This is a genomic window from uncultured Methanobrevibacter sp., from assembly GCF_902784195.1.
Taxonomy (GTDB): domain Archaea; phylum Methanobacteriota; class Methanobacteria; order Methanobacteriales; family Methanobacteriaceae; genus Methanobrevibacter.
The window spans coordinates 416990-435510 of the sequence record NZ_CACZTX010000001.1 but is presented as its reverse complement, the minus strand read 5'-3'; the positions used below and the strand labels follow the sequence as shown (position 1 = coordinate 435510).

Annotated in this window: 18 protein-coding genes; 13 read left to right on the top strand and 5 right to left on the bottom strand. The window is 31.7% G+C overall.

From position 1 onward, the window contains the following. The first annotated feature begins 59 nt into the window (after positions 1-59). Positions 60-1010, top strand: a complete 951-nt coding sequence (locus QZU90_RS01965) for a bile acid:sodium symporter family protein (protein ID WP_296855216.1) — start codon at positions 60-62, stop codon at positions 1008-1010. A 78-nt stretch (positions 1011-1088) separates the two neighbouring features. Here the strand turns inward: QZU90_RS01965 and QZU90_RS01960 are convergent, their stop codons facing one another. After that, a complete protein-coding gene (locus QZU90_RS01960; protein WP_296855214.1) occupies positions 1089-1625 on the bottom strand; it encodes a YgjV family protein in 537 nt (178 codons plus the stop codon). Between the two features lie 212 nt (positions 1626-1837). Here QZU90_RS01960 and QZU90_RS01955 point away from each other — a divergent pair, with 212 nt between their 5' ends. Then, positions 1838-2671 (top strand): PfkB family carbohydrate kinase, encoded by an 834-nt coding sequence (locus QZU90_RS01955; protein WP_296855212.1) that lies wholly within the window; start codon positions 1838-1840, stop codon positions 2669-2671. Between the two features lie 172 nt (positions 2672-2843). On the opposite strand, the gene QZU90_RS01950 is transcribed toward QZU90_RS01955, so the two are convergent. After that, on the bottom strand, positions 2844-4301 hold the full coding sequence (locus QZU90_RS01950) for an NAD(P)/FAD-dependent oxidoreductase (RefSeq protein ID WP_296855210.1): 1458 nt from the start codon (positions 4299-4301) through the stop codon (positions 2844-2846). A 408-nt stretch (positions 4302-4709) separates the two neighbouring features. Here QZU90_RS01950 and QZU90_RS01945 point away from each other — a divergent pair, with 408 nt between their 5' ends. After that, positions 4710-5588 carry a cation diffusion facilitator family transporter gene (locus QZU90_RS01945; RefSeq protein WP_295607096.1) on the top strand — a complete coding sequence of 293 codons (879 nt, stop codon included), beginning with the start codon at positions 4710-4712 and terminating at the stop codon, positions 5586-5588. 22 nt (positions 5589-5610) lie between these two features. On the opposite strand, the gene QZU90_RS01940 is transcribed toward QZU90_RS01945, so the two are convergent. The 3 genes from QZU90_RS01940 to QZU90_RS01930 all read right to left on the bottom strand — a co-directional run bounded on the left by QZU90_RS01940 (position 5611) and on the right by QZU90_RS01930 (position 8625). Continuing rightward, positions 5611-7275, bottom strand: coding sequence for an AMP-binding protein (locus QZU90_RS01940; protein ID WP_295607099.1), 1665 nt, complete (start codon positions 7273-7275; stop codon positions 5611-5613). A gap of 107 nt (positions 7276-7382) precedes the next feature. Further along, positions 7383-7952, bottom strand: coding sequence for a helix-turn-helix domain-containing protein (locus QZU90_RS01935; RefSeq protein WP_295607103.1), 570 nt, complete (start codon positions 7950-7952; stop codon positions 7383-7385). A gap of 274 nt (positions 7953-8226) precedes the next feature. Then, positions 8227-8625, bottom strand: a complete 399-nt coding sequence (locus QZU90_RS01930; protein WP_295607106.1) for a hypothetical protein — start codon at positions 8623-8625, stop codon at positions 8227-8229. Between the two features lie 603 nt (positions 8626-9228). On the opposite strand from QZU90_RS01930, the gene QZU90_RS01925 reads away from it, so the two are divergent. The 10 genes from QZU90_RS01925 (at position 9229) to QZU90_RS01880 (ending at position 18511) form a co-directional block, all read left to right on the top strand. Next, positions 9229-10440, top strand: a complete 1212-nt coding sequence (locus QZU90_RS01925) for an ammonium transporter (RefSeq protein ID WP_296855207.1) — start codon at positions 9229-9231, stop codon at positions 10438-10440. A gap of 26 nt (positions 10441-10466) precedes the next feature. Beyond that, positions 10467-10805 (top strand): P-II family nitrogen regulator, encoded by a 339-nt coding sequence (locus QZU90_RS01920; RefSeq protein ID WP_295607111.1) that lies wholly within the window; start codon positions 10467-10469, stop codon positions 10803-10805. Positions 10806-11076: 271 nt separating this feature from the next. Continuing rightward, complete coding sequence (locus QZU90_RS01915) at positions 11077-12204, top strand: adenosylcobinamide amidohydrolase (RefSeq protein ID WP_296855204.1); 1128 nt, start codon at positions 11077-11079, stop codon at positions 12202-12204. Between the two features lie 186 nt (positions 12205-12390). Beyond that, positions 12391-13221 (top strand): ATP-binding cassette domain-containing protein, encoded by an 831-nt coding sequence (locus QZU90_RS01910; protein WP_296855324.1) that lies wholly within the window; start codon positions 12391-12393, stop codon positions 13219-13221. 203 nt (positions 13222-13424) lie between these two features. Continuing rightward, on the top strand, positions 13425-14621 hold the full coding sequence (locus QZU90_RS01905) for a type IV pilus biogenesis/stability protein PilW (RefSeq protein ID WP_296855202.1): 1197 nt from the start codon (positions 13425-13427) through the stop codon (positions 14619-14621). Between the two features lie 161 nt (positions 14622-14782). Then, positions 14783-15241, top strand: a complete 459-nt coding sequence (gene ribC, locus QZU90_RS01900; protein ID WP_292788836.1) for a riboflavin synthase — start codon at positions 14783-14785, stop codon at positions 15239-15241. 72 nt (positions 15242-15313) lie between these two features. Beyond that, complete coding sequence (locus tag QZU90_RS01895) at positions 15314-16021, top strand: glycosyltransferase family 2 protein (RefSeq protein ID WP_295607120.1); 708 nt, start codon at positions 15314-15316, stop codon at positions 16019-16021. A 19-nt stretch (positions 16022-16040) separates the two neighbouring features. After that, on the top strand, positions 16041-16430 hold the full coding sequence (locus QZU90_RS01890; RefSeq protein ID WP_363142475.1) for a DUF2304 family protein: 390 nt from the start codon (positions 16041-16043) through the stop codon (positions 16428-16430). A 117-nt stretch (positions 16431-16547) separates the two neighbouring features. Then, positions 16548-17288, top strand: a complete 741-nt coding sequence (locus tag QZU90_RS01885) for a (Fe-S)-binding protein (RefSeq protein WP_295607123.1) — start codon at positions 16548-16550, stop codon at positions 17286-17288. Next, positions 17285-18511, top strand: a complete 1227-nt coding sequence (locus tag QZU90_RS01880) for an LUD domain-containing protein (protein ID WP_296855200.1) — start codon at positions 17285-17287, stop codon at positions 18509-18511. The genes QZU90_RS01885 and QZU90_RS01880 overlap by 4 nt, the downstream gene beginning before the upstream one ends. Positions 18512-18521 lie beyond the last annotated feature (10 nt).

Here is an 18521-nt window from a genome sequence, read left to right as displayed (position 1 = left end):
CTTATGATTTAATTCTTTAATATAAACATTTATTTATAGATTTAACAAATATTAAAGTTATGAAAAGAATTTTTAAATTGGTTGAAAAATATTTTTTTATAATCATTCTTATTGCAGTTGTAATTGCTGTAATCATTCCAAATTCATTCAATTGGGTTATGGAAGAGTTTATGGGAATAAATGTTATTAATGTTCTTTTAGGGGTAATCCTCTTTGGAATGGGTACAACATTAAAAATAGAGAACTTTGTAAATGTATTCAAAAGGCCTAAAGAGATTTTGTTAGGGGTCAGTGCCCAATATCTGTTAATGCCATTGATAGCATTTGCAATTGCAAGCATCTTATCTTTAAATGAGGCATTGACTGTAGGGCTTGTTCTTGTTGGAACAGTTCCTGGAGGAACAGCATCTGATGTAATCACATTTCTAGCAAAAGGTGATGTGGCGCTTTCAGTTTCACTCACTGCAGTTTCCACAGTTATTTCACCTATCTTAACTCCAATAATCACATTGCTTCTGATTGGAAATACAATAGCGTTCAATCCAGTTGACATGTTCATTTCAATTGTGCAGATTGTAATAATTCCAATAGCTTTAGGATTGTTCCTTAACTATAAATTTCCAGACTTTTGTGAGAAATTGAAGGATTATTTGCCTGCATTGTCTTCTGTTGTTATTGCGATAATCGTTGCAGGAGTCATTGGAGCAAACAAGGAAGCAATCATCAGTTCATCTCTTGTAATAATTGCTGCAATCGTTTTGCAATATTTCATAGCAATGCTTTTAGGATTTGCGGTAGGTTACTTGTCTGGAATGAAGAGAAAACAGATGGTTACCATTGCTATTGAACTTGCTTTCCAGAACTCAGGATTGTCTACAAGTCTTGCAAAAACACATTTCCCAGCATTGACTTTGGCAACAGTTCCTGGAGCATTATATTCAGTATGGCAAAACTTTGCAGGATCAATTCTTGCATATATCTTTACAAAATATTTTAGTAATGAAGAGTAATTCTTAAGTTTCTCTCTTCAAATATTTTCTTTTTTTATTATCAAAGAATTAATGCAGTATTTATTCATTTATTTTTATTTAAATTATTTTTTCTTCTTTTTCATTTTTAATTAACTTAAATAATGAAATAAATCCAATTATTGCTGTAATCACTTGAGTAAGGCATGATACAATATCGTAGATTCCTATAAAGTAAATTGCATAAATCAAAACGTTTACAATGAATGCTACCTTAATCCATTTGATTGTTTTCAAGTAATAGTTGCAAATGGTAAGCTGTATGATTCCAATCATAGGAAGAAGTCCAATCAAGCCCATTGTATTGATTATAGGGCAAATGATTAGGGTAATTATGATGAACATAATCGCTAATTTGGAACTTAACTTTTCATTCATTACTAAGTAGTTCCTTGCTGCTGCAATGAGCATGGTAAGTATTCCGGTCCATGATAGGAAAAATGCTGAAGAAACTGTAAGAATGAGCGCTTCAATAACCTGATACTTATAAGCTTCCCTTTTGTCATTGACAATGCAACTTAAAATAAGTGCAATTGATGCAAAAAAAGATATTACATTTCCAATGATGATGTTAATGGGTAAGCTTAAAATATCCATCTTATTACCTATAATTGTTTTTTTTATTTACGAAAATTAGTTTTTTGTTTATATTAATTTAATTTCTTTTTTTATACTAATTAATCTTTCACTATATTTATATATTTTTAAAAAGAAAATAATTTTAGATTGAAAATTTATAATATTTGAATGAATATTTTTAAATTGGAAATTTTATTTTTTCTATTAAAAACAAATAATGATGGATTGCAATGACACTTGTTTTAATTGGGCCAGCATGTGAAGATCTTATTATCATTGGAGATAAGGAAAACTCAAAGGTAGGGGGAGCCAGTTATTTCCAAAGCTTTGTCTATGAAGAGTTTAATGAGGATTATTTAGCTATTGTAAATGCTTCAAGTGAGGATTTAATCAATTCATTTCCAGATAAATCAAAAGTTAAACTCATTTTAAAGGATGAAACACATCATTTCATTAATGAATATCCTGATAAGGATAATCTAGATATAAGAAGGCAATCAACTAATTTTGCAAATGTTCCTATACTCAGCGATGAATTGAAAAATATTTTTGAAGAATGTGAAATTGATAATGATGATATCGATGCCTTTGTCTTGACACCACTTAACAGCAATGACTTTCCAATTGAAACTTTGGAATTTCTGAAAACTTTTGAAGTTCCAATCTATGTTTCACTTCAAGGTTTCTTAAGATTTATGGATGAAGATAATTCGATGATATTAAAACTATCTGATAATCTAGATCATGTTTTTGATATAAGTGATACAATTTTCATGGATGAGAGTGAATTTGATATCATAAAAAGTGAAAAATTTGCAGATTCCAACTTAGTTATCACAAATGGTAGCAAAGGTTCAAGAATTATTGAAGTTGGTGGTACAACTATTAAAATAAATGCAGTTAAATGTGATAATATTGTAGATGCTACTGGATGTGGTGATACTTATATGGCTGCATATATATTAGCAATATTAAATAATAAAACTTTAATAGAATCTGCTGATTTTGCATCAAGGATAGCAAGTAAGAAATTGGAAAATTATGGGCCTTATAAAAAATCATAAAAATATAAAAAAATAAAAACATTAAAAGAAATTTTAAAGATTATATAAAATTATAAAAAAATAAAAACATTATAAAAAATTTTAAAAAATATATAAAATAATAAAAATTATAAAATTATAAAAAATTAAAAATAGAAAAAATAGAAAAAATAGGAAAATAATTGATTCCTATTTAAAATGCATAATGTATATTATGCAATTTATACAAACATACAGAACTGCTTGAAGGGAATGCATAAATCATATGGTCAAGCTCTTTAAGGCTTATTTTTTGATTGATGATGAATGTAAACATATTTGCCACATTTTCAGCATCTGCTGCCATGATTTCTGCACCGACTATTTGAAGGTCCTTATCTACAATGACCTTTGCTTCAGCAGTCCTATCGTTTTTAAGCTCAAGTGAATATGACTTACCATATTGGATTCTATGAACTTCATATCCATCCATCTCTTCAGCTACAAATGCAGGAACTCCCACTGTAGCTATTCTTGGAATGGTGTAAGCAACTGCAGGAACAACAGGATAATCTATTTTCTCAGGATTTTTCTCCAATAATGCTTTTCCAAGGTATTTGGATTGATGAATCGCAACGGTTACAAGCTTAGCAATTCCACTATCCGCTACATCACCGCATGCATAGATATTAGGAACATCAGTTTGGAGGTATTCATTTACCTTAATTCCTCTTTTGGTGTATGCCAATCCAACATTTTCAAGGCCAATGTCCTCTACATTTGCCTCTCTTCCCATAGCTGCAATGACATAGTCTCCAGTTAAGCTTAGTCCGCTTTCACAGTTTACTGTAAATGCATTTTCATAAGCCTTATTATCTATTTTAGCATCAGGATCTCTTAATTTATCATCAGTATTCAATGCATTTTCAAGATTAAGAACTCTTTCTTCAGGATTATCGATTACAACATTCTCATCTTTAATGATTTCTGTTACGGTTTCATTGAAGTGGAATCTGATGTTTTTCTCTTTAAGTATTTCAATCACATGTTGAACGTAAGGTTGGTGGAAGTATTTTAATGCCATATCTCCTCTGATTATCACATCTGCTTCAAGTCCTGCTTCTGCAAGGATTGATGCAAATTCCATTCCAACAAATCCTGCCCCTATGATAATCGCATGCTTTGGAAGCTCATCAATGTCTAAAAAGTCAGTGCTGTCATGTAGGTATTCCTTTCCAGGAATGTCTGGAATTACAGGTTTTAAACCGGTACAAATGACTATTTTCTCTGTGGTGAATTTCTCTTCTCCAACTTGAACTGTATGCTCATCAATGATTATTCCTTTTCCATGAGCCACATCGAGGTCATATTCCTTAAATTTTCCATCAAGGAAAGGAGCCATATTTGCAATTCTCTTACGTTTCAATTCCATCAATGCAGTCCAATCCACATCGAAATCACCGGATTTTCCACAGCCTTCGAAATTGTCTGCCAATGCCTTTATTTCATATGGAGCATCAAGAAGCGCTTTTGAGTTGCAACCTCTGTTTGCACATGTTCCACCATATAGGCTTTCTTCAACAATTAATATTTTAAGGTCTGCTTTTCTTAAGAAACGGCCTCCTTGCCATGCTGCATTTCCACTTCCAATATATATTACATCATAATCCATATTAATTCCTCTAAATATTATATGTAAAAAATAGTAGATATTATTTATTATTTTTAAAAGTTTTTATTCTTTTTGATTTTTTTCTATCATTATTATTTTATATATTTTTAAATTAAATAGTAAAACATATAAAATTATAAGAGTTTGCAATTTAATATAATATGATATTGATTCAATTAAAAAAATCTTTAATCTATATTTTTATATTTGGGTTTTTAAAAGATAATGATAGGTTTTTGCCAATATCTGATTCAAAAGAATTTTTCTTTATGCAGTTATAAAGAAAAAAATGTGAATGGCTTTATGGGACTTTAAAAACTCTTTTATAGAATAATTGTAATTTTTTTATTCTTTCTAAAATTGTTATGATAGAATTTAATTTCAAGATCTTGATAAAAGGAGGATACTTTGATTAAAAAAAATTTCAAAAAACATAATGTACATAAAGAAGCTAGCGAAAACCTTTCCATTGCATTGGTTTTAAATATAATATTTAATATTATCGTTATCAGCGGAGGAATTTTCACGAATAGTGTAGCAATCCTATCTGATGCTTTGCATGATTTAAGTGATACAATTTCAATATTGATTGCATGGATTTTGGAAAAATTTTCCATTAGCAAATCCAATGATAATTTTACTTACGGTTTCCAAAGATTATCCATTTTTGGAGCCTTACTTAATTCCACTATAGTCATTCTAGTCTCTATGACTGTTGCTTATGAAGCATTGCATCGACTATTCATAAGCCAATCTCCTGATGCTTCAGGCATGATCCTGATTGCTATTTTAGGCATAATATTTAAAGGGGCTTCTTTAATTAGATTGCATAAAGGAAGAACATTTAATGAAAAGGCCATTTCTATTCATATGCTTGGAGATGTATTCGAATGGGTTGCTCTTCTAATAGTCAGTTTGATTTTATATTTTGCAAACATTCCAATTCTCGATCCAATTGCATCTATTTTAGTAAGTGTTTGGGTTATCTATAATTTGGCCAAAACATTAATTGCAAGCGTTAAAATACTTTTGCAATCAAGTCCAAGCAATATTGATGTTGATTCATTAAAAAAAGATTTATTAAGTGTTAATCATGTTGAATCAATTGATGATTTTCATATTTGGTCATTGGATGGAATAGAAAATGTTCTCACATCCAAGCTTAAATTATCAGTGAATAGTGAAAATGTTAATGGTATTGAGTCAACACTAGCTGACTTAAGGAAAGTGGCTATTGGTTATGGTATTGATGAAACAACTTTTGAATTCACATATTTAAAAAAATAATTGAAAGAGGGGTTAAGGAGAATTATAATTCTCCTCTTTCTCTTCTCTCATCGAGAAGTCTTAAACCGATTTCGCCTAATTTGTATTTTTGGATTTTACCACTTGTTGTAAGTGGGAATTCATCTACAAAGAATACATATTTAGGAACTTTATATCTAGCAATGCTGCCGATACAGAAGTCTCTGATATCCGCTTCAGTAACATCATCGTATCCAGGTTCCTTGATAATGAATGCACCGACGATTTCGCCGTATTTCTCATCAGGAATACCTGCTACCTGCACATCCTGTACACATTCATGAGTGAAGAGATACTCTTCGATTTCTCTTGGGTAGATATTTTCTCCTCCACGGATAATCATGTCCTTGATTCTCCCTACAATGGAGTAGTAACCTTCCTCATCTACAGTAGCTAAGTCTCCAGAGTGTAACCATCCATCTGGCTCAATGGTTTCAGCGGTTTTTTCAGGCATATTGTAGTAACCTTTCATTACATTGAAACCTCTGCACATGATTTCTCCAGTTTCACCAGGTCCAAGTTCCTCACCGGTTTCAGGATCTACAATCTTAACTTCAATATTAGGGAATTTCCTTCCTACAGTATTGATCTTTTTCTCAAATGAATCAGCTGCATTGGTTTGAGTAAAACCAGGTCCTGCTTCTGTAAGGCCGTATACACTGGTAATCTCTTTCATGTTCATTTTGTTGATTGCATCCTTCATGGTTTCAACAGGGCAAGTTGAACCTGCCATGATACCAGTTCTAAGTGAAGACATGTCAAACATCTCAAACATTGGATGGTTCATCATACCAATGAACATTGTAGGAACTCCATAAATGGAAGTGCACTTTTCCTTTTGAATGGATGAGATAGCAAGAAGAGGGTCATACTCTTCAAGGACGACCATGGTTGAACCGTGGGTAATTACAGCCATTACACCAAGTACAGTTCCAAAGCAGTGGAATAAAGGTACTTGCAAGAGAAGCTTGTCCTTTTCAGTGTAATTCATGTTCTCTCCAATGTAGTAACCGTCATTTAGGATGTTACGGCTTGTAAGCATTACACCTTTAGGGAATCCTTCAGTACCGCTTGTATATTGCATATTGATTACATCGTTTTGAGTAACTGCATCCTTGATCTTTTGATACTCATCATCATCATAGTTCATACCAAGAAGTAACAATTCGTTAGTGTTGAACATTCCTCTGTGCTTTTCTTGCCCTACATGGATAATGTATTTTAAATAAGGGAATTTTTCGCTGTTTAAATTTCCTCTAGCACTTGTTAACATTTCAGGCACAAGCTCATGAATGATGTCAAAGTAACTTGTGTCCCTAAATCCATCTGTCATACCAATAGCTTTCATTTCGGATTGAGCTAATACATATTCAAGTTCATGTGATTGGTAAGCGGTGTTTACAGTTACAATGGCTGCACCGATTTTAGCGCATGCAAACATAAATGTTAACCATTCAGGCACGTTTTTAGCCCAAATACCTACTCTGTCTCCAGGTTTAATTCCAATTGAGAGCATTCCTTTTGCAAGATTGTCTACTCTTTCATCAAATTCTTTATAAGTAAATCTAAGGTTTCTATCAGGATAAATTATAAATTCGTGGTCTGGTTGCTTTTCAACCATATTTTCGAAGAATTTACCAATAGGAAGTTCAGTAAATAGTTCACTCATATTTTCACCATTTTCAATAATTATTAGTTGTTTTATATTTTGTTTTTAATTTTTTTCTTTTAATTTGCTTTCCGTATAAAGGTTAGATTATTCAAATTCTAATTTATTTAATAAGGAGTGTATAAAACAGCTAATATTTTAGCTTTGTCACCGCTGGAGTGTAAATGATGAGGTACAACTGAATCATAGAATATGCTGTCTCCTGCAGCTACAGTAAATTTATCTTTACCATATTCCACTTCAATTTCTCCTTCTAATACATAAATGAACTCTTCTCCTTCGTGGGAAGATAATTTGTAATCTTCTTCATAGGTAATGTCAATTATATATGGATCGATGTTTCTGTCGATTTTACCTGCACCTAAAGAGTGGAATTCTAAGTTACTTGCATTTGTCACATCTTCTCTTCCGGAGAAGTATAATACATTGTTTGGTTTTCCGCCTCTTACTACAACAGGTCCAATCTGTGGGGTGTCATCAAGGAAAGTTCCAACTCTAACTCCAAGTGCCTTTGCCATTTTAGTAAGCGGAGTGAGGGAAGGAATGATTTCACCATTTTCCATAGCTTGAAGAACTTCTAATTTCACATCACTTTTTTCTGCAAGCTCTTCAATGCTCATATGTTGTCTTTCTCTAATGCTTTTTACCTTTAAAGCAAATTCTTTGTTTTCTTTCATTGTTTCACCTTTATACATAACTTTTGTTTACAGTTTTTATTAGTTATTTTTTATTAGTTATTTTTTATTAGTTATTTTTTGTTAGTTATTTTTTATTAGTTATTTTTTATTAGTTATTTTTTATTAGTTATTTTTATTAGTTTTAAAGTTTTAAATTTTATTTTTTGATTATAAATATTTCATTATATTCTCTATAAACGAGTAATTTTGCATTAAATGTTTAAAAAAGAGAATAAAGAAGTAAATAAATTTAATAAAAAAAGATTTATGGAGATTATTCATCATCACCAGTATCTGTTTGACCGGAACTTGGTTTTGAATGTGAATTGTCTCCTCCACCATTTTCATTGTTGTTTGAATTTGAGTCACTGTTTTGATTGTTGTTTCTATTGGAACCATCATCAGTATTATCTTCTATAGTGGAATTTGAATCAGTTGAATTATCTGTTTCATTGACTTCTTCTACAACTTTTTTTTGTTCATAAACCGCATTTATACTTGCTGGAGAAAAATTATCGTCATCCAAGGCAATCATTTTATCAGTATCATTGATTCCAGGCAATGATGTGCTGACAAAACCTCCTGTAAATGCAGCTGCAAAATTACTCAATCCCAAGGCAAGGATTGCAATAACAAAAAATATGCAGAATTTAGCTTTTCGATCAACTTTCAAATTCTCACCTCTTCAAAATTTTAATATTATTCATAAACATAATAGTTAATTTAATAGCATATTTTTAAATTAATACACATTACTAATTTTACAATTATTTAGTATTTATATATTATGGTAAAATTATTTTTTATTTACTTATTTTTCCTTTATTCCTTAATTCGTTTAACTTAAAGCATTAAAATCATTTATCCTTGTTAATCCTTTCATTTATTTAGTTTATTTTCCTTATTTTGCTTTATCTATTTTTTATGGGAAATATTTATATACTTGAAAAACATATAGTATTATGTCGGAAGTCGGAAGCCGTCTTCCGATAGGAAATAAATAATTTTCATTTGGAACGAATGAGTTCATGATTATTATTCAAACTAAAAACTAATTAAAATTAATATAATCCTTAAATTTAATCTAAAATTAGTCTAAAACATCAAATTTCTTAATTAGTTTATAATCAAAAAAATAGCTGAAATTCTTATTAAGGTTCTTTATTAAAGTTCTTTATTAAAGTTCTTTATTAAATTACTTTATTAAAAAAATTATTTTAAAATTATTTATTTCCTTAAATTTTTATTATTAATTGATTTATGAGTAAATGATAATATGGTTATGTTAAGTACAGGAGATACTGCATGGATTCTCATAGCTACCATTTTAGTTCTTTTAATGAGTATTCCTGGAGTAGCTTTCTTTTATAGTGGTTTAACAAAAAGGAAAAATGTTTTAAATACAATGTTTTTAACTTTTATAGCTTTTGCTATAGCAAGTATAATATGGGTTGCTTATGGATATCCATTTGCTTTTGGAGATGTAAGCATTAGCGGTTTAATTGCTGAGCCAGCACATTTCTTTATGACTGGCATTGGTGTTAATGATTTAACTGGATCCATTCCTACAATATTGTTTATTGTATTCCAGTTAACCTTTGCAGGACTTACTGCAGCACTTATTTCCGGTGCTATTGTCGGAAGGATGAAAACCTCTGCTTGGATGTTATTCATCATTGCATGGGTGACTATAGTATATATCCCTATTGCCCACTGGGTATGGGGTGGAGGATGGTTAATGCAAATGGGAGCATTAGACTTTGCAGGTGGTACAGTTGTACACATTAACTCAGGGGTAACTGCTCTTGCATTAGCACTTGTACTTGGAAAAAGGAAAAATCCTTCATTGCTACCTCATAACTTAGGATATTCAGTTTTAGGTGCAGGATTCCTATGGTTTGGATGGATGGGATTCAATGGTGGATCTGCTCTTGCAGCAAACGGTCTTGCAGCTTCAGCTATCTTAGTTTCAAATATCGCTGCAGCTACTGCACTCATCACTTGGGTATTGATTGATATGGTTAAAGTCGGCAAACCTACTATGTTAGGTGCAATTACCGGTGGTGTTGCAGGTCTTGTAGCAATTACTCCTGCAGCAGGATTTGTAGATGTTCCAGCAGCAATCATAATAGGTTTTATTACTGCATTTGTATCTTACTTCGGAATCTACTACTTAAAAGCAAAATTCGGTTACGACGATACATTGGATGTATTCGGAGTCCACGGTCTCTCTGGTGCATGGGGAGCAATAGCTACTGGTATCTTTGCTTCACCTGCAATCAATGGAGCAGCAGGGTTATTATTCGGAAATCCTGGCCAAGTTACAATACAAATCATCAGTATTATTGCAACAGCGGCTTATGCATTTGTAATCAGCATAATTCTTGCAAAAATCCTTGACAAGACAATTGGCATTAGAGTCGACGAAAAAGCTGAAATTGAAGGGCTTGATGCAAACTTACACAATGAATCAGGATACAGATTGTAGAATTTGCTTAAAGTGGAGTGATATTTATGAAAAGGATAATCGCAGTTATTCGTCAGGAAAAGTTTGAAAGCGTTAAAAAAGCACTGATTGACGCGGGATGTGAAGGAATGAATGTTTCAGAGGTTAAAGGAAGAGGAAGGCAAATGGGTATCAGGGAATCCTATAGAGGTTCCAGTTACTGCATTGATTTAATTCCTAAAACACGTCTAGAGCTCGTTGTCAATGATGAGGACTTGGAACGCATTTTGGATGTAATTGTTGAAAGTGCTCGCACTGGTGAAGTTGGAGACGGTAAGATCTTTGTTTCTGATGTGGCTGAAGTGATTAGGATCAGAACTGGTGAAAGAGGTTCTGATGCTGTTTAGACCCAGCTTTTCCAGGCCTTCGGCCTGCAAAACCTGGACCAAAACTTTTTCCTCTAGTTTGGAGTAATATTCATAAGTTTTTTTATTTTTTTATTTTATTTTTTTTAATTTTCTTTTTATATTTTTATTTTCATTTTATCTAATTTTTTAATTTTCATATTTTTAATTTTTTTATATATTTAAATACTATTTTTAATAAATTATTATTTAGAAAAATAAAAAAATCATTTAAATTTATTATTTGTTTTTTAACTATTTTTAGAGGAATTTTATGTCAATTGATGATAAAAATCAGGAATTTGAATTGATCATGAAAACAAGTGATGGTGATGAAATACTAAAGAATTCAGACACTGTGCTTGTTAAATTTGGCCCTGAAAGAAATGGGATAATCACTTCTTGGTTAAATGGAGGTTACAATGAGGATTTATCTGCTGTTTTCAATCATCAATTGTCTCAGGAAAACATTGATAAGTATGTTGATGGAGGAATATTGGATTTCCTAAAGGACTTATCCTCTGATTTTTGCAATGATTTGGATTTAAGGAGCGATAAGTTAAGCGGTCTTATTACCTCTGCAGACATGAATAGCTATTCAATAGCTTGTGAAAGATACCGAGATATTGAAGTTATTGCAATAACTACTGCAGGTGCTAGAGTAAATGCAGTTTCAGCAGGAGATCTCGCTTCATATTATGAAATCAATGCAGATTATCGTTATGATTTAGATGAAGATTCTGACAATAATCAAAATCCCAATAAGCCTGGAACTATCAATACAATCCTTTTAATCAATACAAAACTTGATGAAAGCTCCCTTTTATTGGCAGAAATGATTGCTGTAGAGGCAAAAGCAGTTGCCCTTAGGGATTTAATGGTATCAAGCAACTATTCAAATGAGATAGCTACAGGCACAGGAACTGATGGAATAGCTATTTTCTCAAATCTGGAAAGTGAAAACTTCACTGATAATGTAAGCAAACATGCTAAAATAGGGGAGCTTATTGGAAAAGTGGTTATTGATTCAATCAAGGATGCTTTGGCAAAATTGCAATGGTTGACTCCAACTTATCAATTGAATGCATTGGTTAGATTGGATAGGTTCCAATACAATTTAGATGATTTTTATAATAATTATTTGCCAAAACATGTGAGAATGGAAGATGAAAATGATAAAAGGGAATTCATTCTTTCATTAATCGGCATTTCTAAAAATCCAGAATTGGTTTCATATGTTTCACTTATCATTCATCTTTTAGATCAGTATAGATATGGCTTGTTAAGCAAGAAAACAGTTTTAAAAGCTTCCAATTCAATTTTGGAAAATCAATTGAATAATGATGAATGGCTTTCCATGAAATTGCTTTTAGATTATATCATCAAGAATCAATTAGACTGATTTTCAAAACATATTTTTCATTTTCTTTTTCTATTTTATCTATTTTTTATTACATGCTTGATATTTTTTCAAATCTGATTTATTTAAAAGTATTACTTTTTTTAAGATTTTATAGGGTTTTTTATTACTTTTTAAACATTTATATACTCTTATTTATATAATAAATAATCAGTTGGAGGTTTTAGTATTTTAGAGGCAAGAAATATAGTTTATGAATATCCGGATGGGACAAGGGCATTGAACAACATTAATTTTAAGGTTAATAAAGGAGAAATGGTAGCTCTTTTAGGAAGAAATGGAGCAGGAAAATCAACTCTATTCTTACATTTCAATGGTATTCATATTCCAAAATCCGGTGAAGTTTTTATCGATGGTGAGAAGTTGGAATATGATAAGGAAAGCCTTTTTAAAGCCCGTCAAAAGATAGGAATCGTATTTCAAAACCCTGATAATCAATTGTTTGCTCCAACTGTAGAAGAGGATGTGGCTTTTGGGCCAATGAATTTAGGACTTCCAATTGAAGAGGTTGAACAAATGGTTAAGGATTCCCTTGAAAAGGTTGGAATGGCCGGATTTGAAAAGAAATCCCCTCACCACTTAAGCGGTGGACAAAAGAAAAGGGTAGCTATTGCAGGTATTTTGGCTATGAAACCAGAACTGATGATTCTCGATGAACCTACCTCCGGTTTGGATCCGAAAGGAGCTTCACATATTCTTAAATTATTGTATGAATTGAATAAGGAAGGAATGACTATTGTCATCTCCACTCATGATGTGGATTTGGTTCCTGTCTATTCCAGTGAGATTCATTTGATAAGTGATGGGGAAATCATTGCTGAGGGAAAACCTAATGATGTCTTTTCTGATGTAGAAACAATCAGAGCTGCAGATTTACGTCTTCCAAGAATGGCGCATCTTGCTGAAATCTTAGAAAAAGAGGATAATATTGATTTCGGTGGAGATTATCCCTTAACTATTGGTCAGGCACGTAAAAAGTTCCTGGATTTATTGGAATAATTGAATTTATTTTCCAATACTAATTTTTACTATTTGCTATTTTTTGATAATTTTTATCCATTTATTTTTATTTTTTAATTTTTATTTTATGTGAAATTGTGCACATTCATTTTTTCTTTTTTTTCATCTTATAATATCATTTAAATAGGATTATCAATAAAAAAATTAGTAGAAAACTTTACTGTTTCTTTGTGATGATTTAAATGACTAAAGAGATTATTAACCAAATTAAGAGGAATTTAAGCGGAAATCCAGATTTGGATAGGGATTATTTGGTATCCCAATTGGATTATTATAAAAATCATGAATCCGCATACGAGATCATTAAAGAGATTTCAGGATTGATTTGGCAATCTTTAGACTTTTATCATGAAGAGAATAATGAGGAATCCAAGAAGACAAATGTATCAAGGATTCTTGATGAAGTCATTCCACTTATTGAAAATCGTGATAAGAAAACCGCTTTGGAAAAATTAGACAATTTCATGAGTCATTTTGGGGATAAGTATGAAAATGAGGAAATTCATAAGGAAAGCGATTTCAAATCAAATAGGTCAATCACTGAAATTCAATATATGAGATATGAGTTAAACAAATTGTCCAGAAGTCCTAAGTCATATAATCTCAATCAGAAAAAGAGCAATAGAGTTAATTGGCGCAAAGATGTAAAAATCAATAAGATGAATAAGGCAAATGATGAAGAAATTTCTGTTCAAAAGGAGTATCATAGCTTTTTAAATCCTCTTGAAGAAATCCTATTTTATCAATACATAGGCTTAGAGAAGGAATTGGCATATATTCCATTCAATGAACCATTATTTGACTTGTATTACATTTATGGGACATTGCTATTGGAAAATGATGATTTTGCAAAGGCAGAGGAATATCTTCTTAAGGCATTAAGAATCAATCCAGTCTCTTCAAAAACCATTCTTTCCCTTGCAGACATTTACAAATCAAAGACACGAACCTACAATAGGTTTTTCCTATACAATGTGGATGCATTAAAGTTTGCATACAAGAATGAAGATATTGCAAGAGCATATAGAAATTTCGGTTTCTTCTATGTTGAGGAAAATCAATTGGATATTGCAGCTGTCTTCTATGATTTCAGCCTAAACTTTGATTTCAATAGGCAGGCATTCAGAGAGCTGGAATATTTGAAATCCAGAGGAATCAATACTGAAATTGATAGAAAGGATGCAGAAAATATCATTGAATCTAAAAAGATTCAAGTGGGAGTTAATCCGTTTATTTTAGACACTTTAAGGATTATTTGTGCTGATTTGGAAAATAGGAAATATTATAGAGGGGCTTTGTATTTCTATAGAATCCTATATGATTTGACTAAGGATAATCATATCTTAGGCAAAATCAATTCAATTCAAAATAGAATTTAAACAATTTATTAAATTTTATTAAGAAATTTTCATAATTAATTTACTTTATATATAATTAAAAACATATTCTATAATGTATTAAAATATTAAGATTAATTATTAAGATAGTTTTATTGGAATAATAAAATACTTTTTAAAATAATGTTTATTTGGTGAGTAAAATGAGAATAGGAATTGCAGATACTACTTTTGCTCGTTATGATATGGGTGCTGCAGCTATTGATGAATTAAAGAAAAACGCTTCAGACTTAAAGATTATTCGCGTTACTGTTCCAGGTGTTAAAGATCTTCCAGTAGCAAGTAAAAAGCTAATTGAAGAGGAAGACTGTGAAATTGTAATGGCATTGGGAATGCCTGGTCCTATGGAAAAGGATAAGATGTGTGCTCATGAGGCATCAACAGGATTGATTCGTGCTCAACTCATGACCAACACTCATATTTTGGAAGTGTTTGTTCATGAAGATGAAGAGGAAGACCCTAAGGAACTCAAAAAATTAGCAGACAATAGGGCTCGTGAACATGCTCAGAATCTTATCAAGATGATGTTCCATCCTAAACAAATGAGAAAAGAAGCAGGAAAAGGAATGAGAGAAGGTAAAGAGGACGCAGGTCCTTTATAATTTTAATTTAATGTAATATTTTAATTTAAGATTTAATTTTAAGTTTATAAAGAATATTGAAATTAAGATAGTATGTCAGATGTAAATTCAGAAATCACTAAAGATGTTTATTTAGTTGTTCCAGCATTCAATGAAGAGAAAACAGTTTCTCAAATTATTGAAGGGATTGCAGCTGAAGGATATAATGTGATTCTAGTAAATGATGGTTCTAGAGATAAAACCCTTGATTTGGCTATTGAATCAAAAAGGAAATATCCTCATCAGATATTTGTAGTCTCTCATGTAATCAACAGAGGGTTGGGGGCTGCATTGAAAACTGGAATGGTTCTTGCACTTGAAAAGGGCGCTAAATACATTGTAACATTTGATGCTGATGGACAGCATGAAATAAAGGATATTCCAAAGGTATGCAATCCTTTAGCTGATGGGGAAGCTGATGTTGTGATTGGTGCAAGGCCATTTGAAGACATGCCACTCAGTAAAAGCTTTGCAAATTATATCATGAACGCTTTAACTCTCCTATTTTATGGAAGAAAAGTTAAGGATTCACAATCTGGCCTTAGAGCATTTACAGCCCATGCAGCTGATGTGATAAATATCGTTTCAAGAGGATATGGGGTATCATCCGAATTCATTAAGGAAATAAGCGATAAGAATTTAAGATTAACTGAAGTTACAATTACTACAATATATACTCCCGAAACCCAAAACAAGGGGACCGATGCAATAGTTGGCTTAAGAATTTTAACTAAAATGATTATTGATTTATTTAGGATATAATTAAAGTAAGTCTTTTAGGATAATTAAAGGAAGTGTTATTATTATAGGTCCATTTCGTACATATCAAATTTTATTAATCATTGCAACTATAATAGTCATTATATTCTTCTATAGGAGATTAAGAGTTAAGAAAATCACTCCTGCTACATTTGTACTGTGGATTTTAGTCTGTATATTGGTTAATTTCTTTGCTTTTGCTCCTAAATTAAGTGATCCTCTTGCAGGATTCTTTGGTTTTGGTAGAGGATTAGATTTATTGCTTGTTTTAGGATATGCACTTCTAGTTTATGCAATTTTTAGACTATATGTTAAAGTTGATGAGTTAAATAGGAATACAACTGAGCTAGTTAGGGATTTAGCCATTAGAAATGAAATAAAATTAGAAGATATTGATAATGAAGACGAATAATTTTTTAATTATTTATTCATTTTTCAAATAACTAAGATAATGAAGACGAATAATTTTTTTAAATTTTTTCATTCATTAAAAGAATTTGTCATATTGTGATTTAAGTAAGGTTATATTATGTTATTATATTTTAGAGGATGCACAGCACGTGAAAAATTGAATTCCATAAGCAAGGCCACTGAAAGAATATTAAAAATAGCAAAAATCAATTATGAGACCTTAGAAGATGAAAAATGTTGTGGATCTGTACTCTTGAGAACTGGTTTTGTAGATGATGCAATCGAGCAGATGAAAGGAAATTTAGAGGATTTGGAAGGAAAAACCATTCTAACTTCATGTGCAGGTTGCTATAAGACATTAAAGGAAGATTACAAGAATTACCTTGGTGTTGACTTAAATGTAATTCATATTTCTCAATTATTGGAGCAATTGATTAATGAAAATAAAATCAATCTTAAAGTCAATAAAGACTTGAAGGTCACCTATCATGATTCATGCCATTTAGGCAGGCATGCTGGAGAATATGAAGCTCCCCGCAATGTAATCAATTCCATTTCCAATTTAGTTGAAATGGAAAACAATAGGGAAAAGGCAAGATGCTGCGGCTCTGGAGGAGGAGTGAAATCCGCTTATGGTGAATTATCCAATTCAATCGCTGATTTGAGAATTCAAGAGGCAAAGGATACTGATGCAGATTTATTGGTTAGTGCATGTCCATTCTGCAAATTGAATTTAAGTCAAAATTCTGATGATTTAGAAATTTTAGACTTGTCTGAATTTGTTTTAGAGCATTTGAATTCAATCGATGATAATGAAATCACAAGTCGTTCTGATTCCAAAGAGGGGGAAATCCAATGAAGGATGAGGAAATTGAATCAATGAGAAAGGTATTCAATAACTTAAAGGACAGGATAGAGCCCCTTGTGAAATCTCCAAAGATCCAAGCTCTCCAAAAAAGGGTCATAGATATTAGAAAGGATGCAATAGACAATAATGAAGAGCTATTAGCTATTGCAATGAAGAGCTTAAAGGAAAATGATATTGATTGCTTTTATGCAAGTGATGATGAAGAGGCAAGAAAGATATTGCTTGATTTAATAAATGAGGAAATTGAAAATAGCAATATTGATAAAAATGAGGTTTATATTGCCAAATCAAAGTCCAATACTCTACGTGAAATTGATGCAACTCAATTTTTAGAAGATGAAGGCATGACAATTGTCGAAACTGATTTGGGAGACCGTATTCTGCAATTGAAAAAAGATGATAACAGTCCAGTTCATCCTACTGGCCCTGCTTCCCATTTGACTGTTTATGACATTGCAAAGATTGTCAATGAGTCTATGAATTTGGATTTGCCTGCAGAACCAAGGCCAATTATGGAAGCGGTTAGGGAGGATGTTTTAAGCCTTCTAGAGAAATCTTCCATAGGGCTCAGCGGTACCAATTCAATTGCTGCTGAAGACGGGGCTGTTTTAATGGTTCACAATGAAGGAAACATCAGTTTGGTTCAAAACAAAAAGCTTCATATCATTGTTGCAGGAATCGATAAATTGGTTCCATTGCTTGAGGATTGCGTTTCAATAGGTAAGCTTGAAACAGCATTTGCAACTGGAAAACCCTTGACTTCATATATAAATATTGTAGCAGGCCCTTCCAAAACTGCAGATATTGAGAAAAAGCTTCTAAAAAACATGTATGGTGCTGAAAAAGTAGCAGTCATTTTACTGGATAACGGCAGAAAGGAAGCCATTAAGGAATGTCTTTGGTGCATTGGCTGTGGAAATTGCGTTGTCAATTGCCCTGTCTATAATGTTGTAGGTAATGAATTCGGTTATCACAGCTATTTAGGTGGCCGTGGTGTTGCATTGAGCAAATACCTTAAGGATAACAAGGGATCTGTCGATTCTGGTTTGTATATGTGTACATTATGTGGTATGTGCACTGAAAATTGTCCAGTTTTAACTCCTACAAATAAGATTATTGAGGATTTAAGAAATTCAACTCAAAAAGATGGACTTTCTAGAGAGCAACATAAAAAAATTAGGGATAACATTAAAGAAAAGGGATCTCCTTATTAATTTTTTTATT

Excerpts from the sequence above, each read along its gene's own strand:
- QZU90_RS01950 (WP_296855210.1), bottom strand. The coding sequence starts at position 4,301 with ATGGATTATGATGTAATATATATTGGAAGTGGAAATGCAGCATGGCAA.
- QZU90_RS01905 (WP_296855202.1), top strand. The coding sequence starts at position 13,425 with ATGACTAAAGAGATTATTAACCAAATTAAGAGGAATTTAAGCGGAAAT.
- QZU90_RS01965 (WP_296855216.1), top strand. The coding sequence starts at position 60 with ATGAAAAGAATTTTTAAATTGGTTGAAAAATATTTTTTTATAATCATT.
- QZU90_RS01955 (WP_296855212.1), top strand. The coding sequence starts at position 1,838 with ATGACACTTGTTTTAATTGGGCCAGCATGTGAAGATCTTATTATCATT.
- QZU90_RS01895 (WP_295607120.1), top strand. The coding sequence starts at position 15,314 with ATGTCAGATGTAAATTCAGAAATCACTAAAGATGTTTATTTAGTTGTT.
- QZU90_RS01960 (WP_296855214.1), bottom strand. The coding sequence starts at position 1,625 with ATGGATATTTTAAGCTTACCCATTAACATCATCATTGGAAATGTAATA.
- QZU90_RS01920 (WP_295607111.1), top strand. The coding sequence starts at position 10,467 with ATGAAAAGGATAATCGCAGTTATTCGTCAGGAAAAGTTTGAAAGCGTT.
- QZU90_RS01880 (WP_296855200.1), top strand. The coding sequence starts at position 17,285 with ATGAAGGATGAGGAAATTGAATCAATGAGAAAGGTATTCAATAACTTA.
- QZU90_RS01925 (WP_296855207.1), top strand. The coding sequence starts at position 9,229 with ATGGTTATGTTAAGTACAGGAGATACTGCATGGATTCTCATAGCTACC.
- QZU90_RS01935 (WP_295607103.1), bottom strand. The coding sequence starts at position 7,952 with ATGAAAGAAAACAAAGAATTTGCTTTAAAGGTAAAAAGCATTAGAGAA.
- ribC (WP_292788836.1), top strand. The coding sequence starts at position 14,783 with ATGAGAATAGGAATTGCAGATACTACTTTTGCTCGTTATGATATGGGT.
- QZU90_RS01885 (WP_295607123.1), top strand. The coding sequence starts at position 16,548 with ATGTTATTATATTTTAGAGGATGCACAGCACGTGAAAAATTGAATTCC.
- QZU90_RS01940 (WP_295607099.1), bottom strand. The coding sequence starts at position 7,275 with ATGAGTGAACTATTTACTGAACTTCCTATTGGTAAATTCTTCGAAAAT.
- QZU90_RS01915 (WP_296855204.1), top strand. The coding sequence starts at position 11,077 with ATGTCAATTGATGATAAAAATCAGGAATTTGAATTGATCATGAAAACA.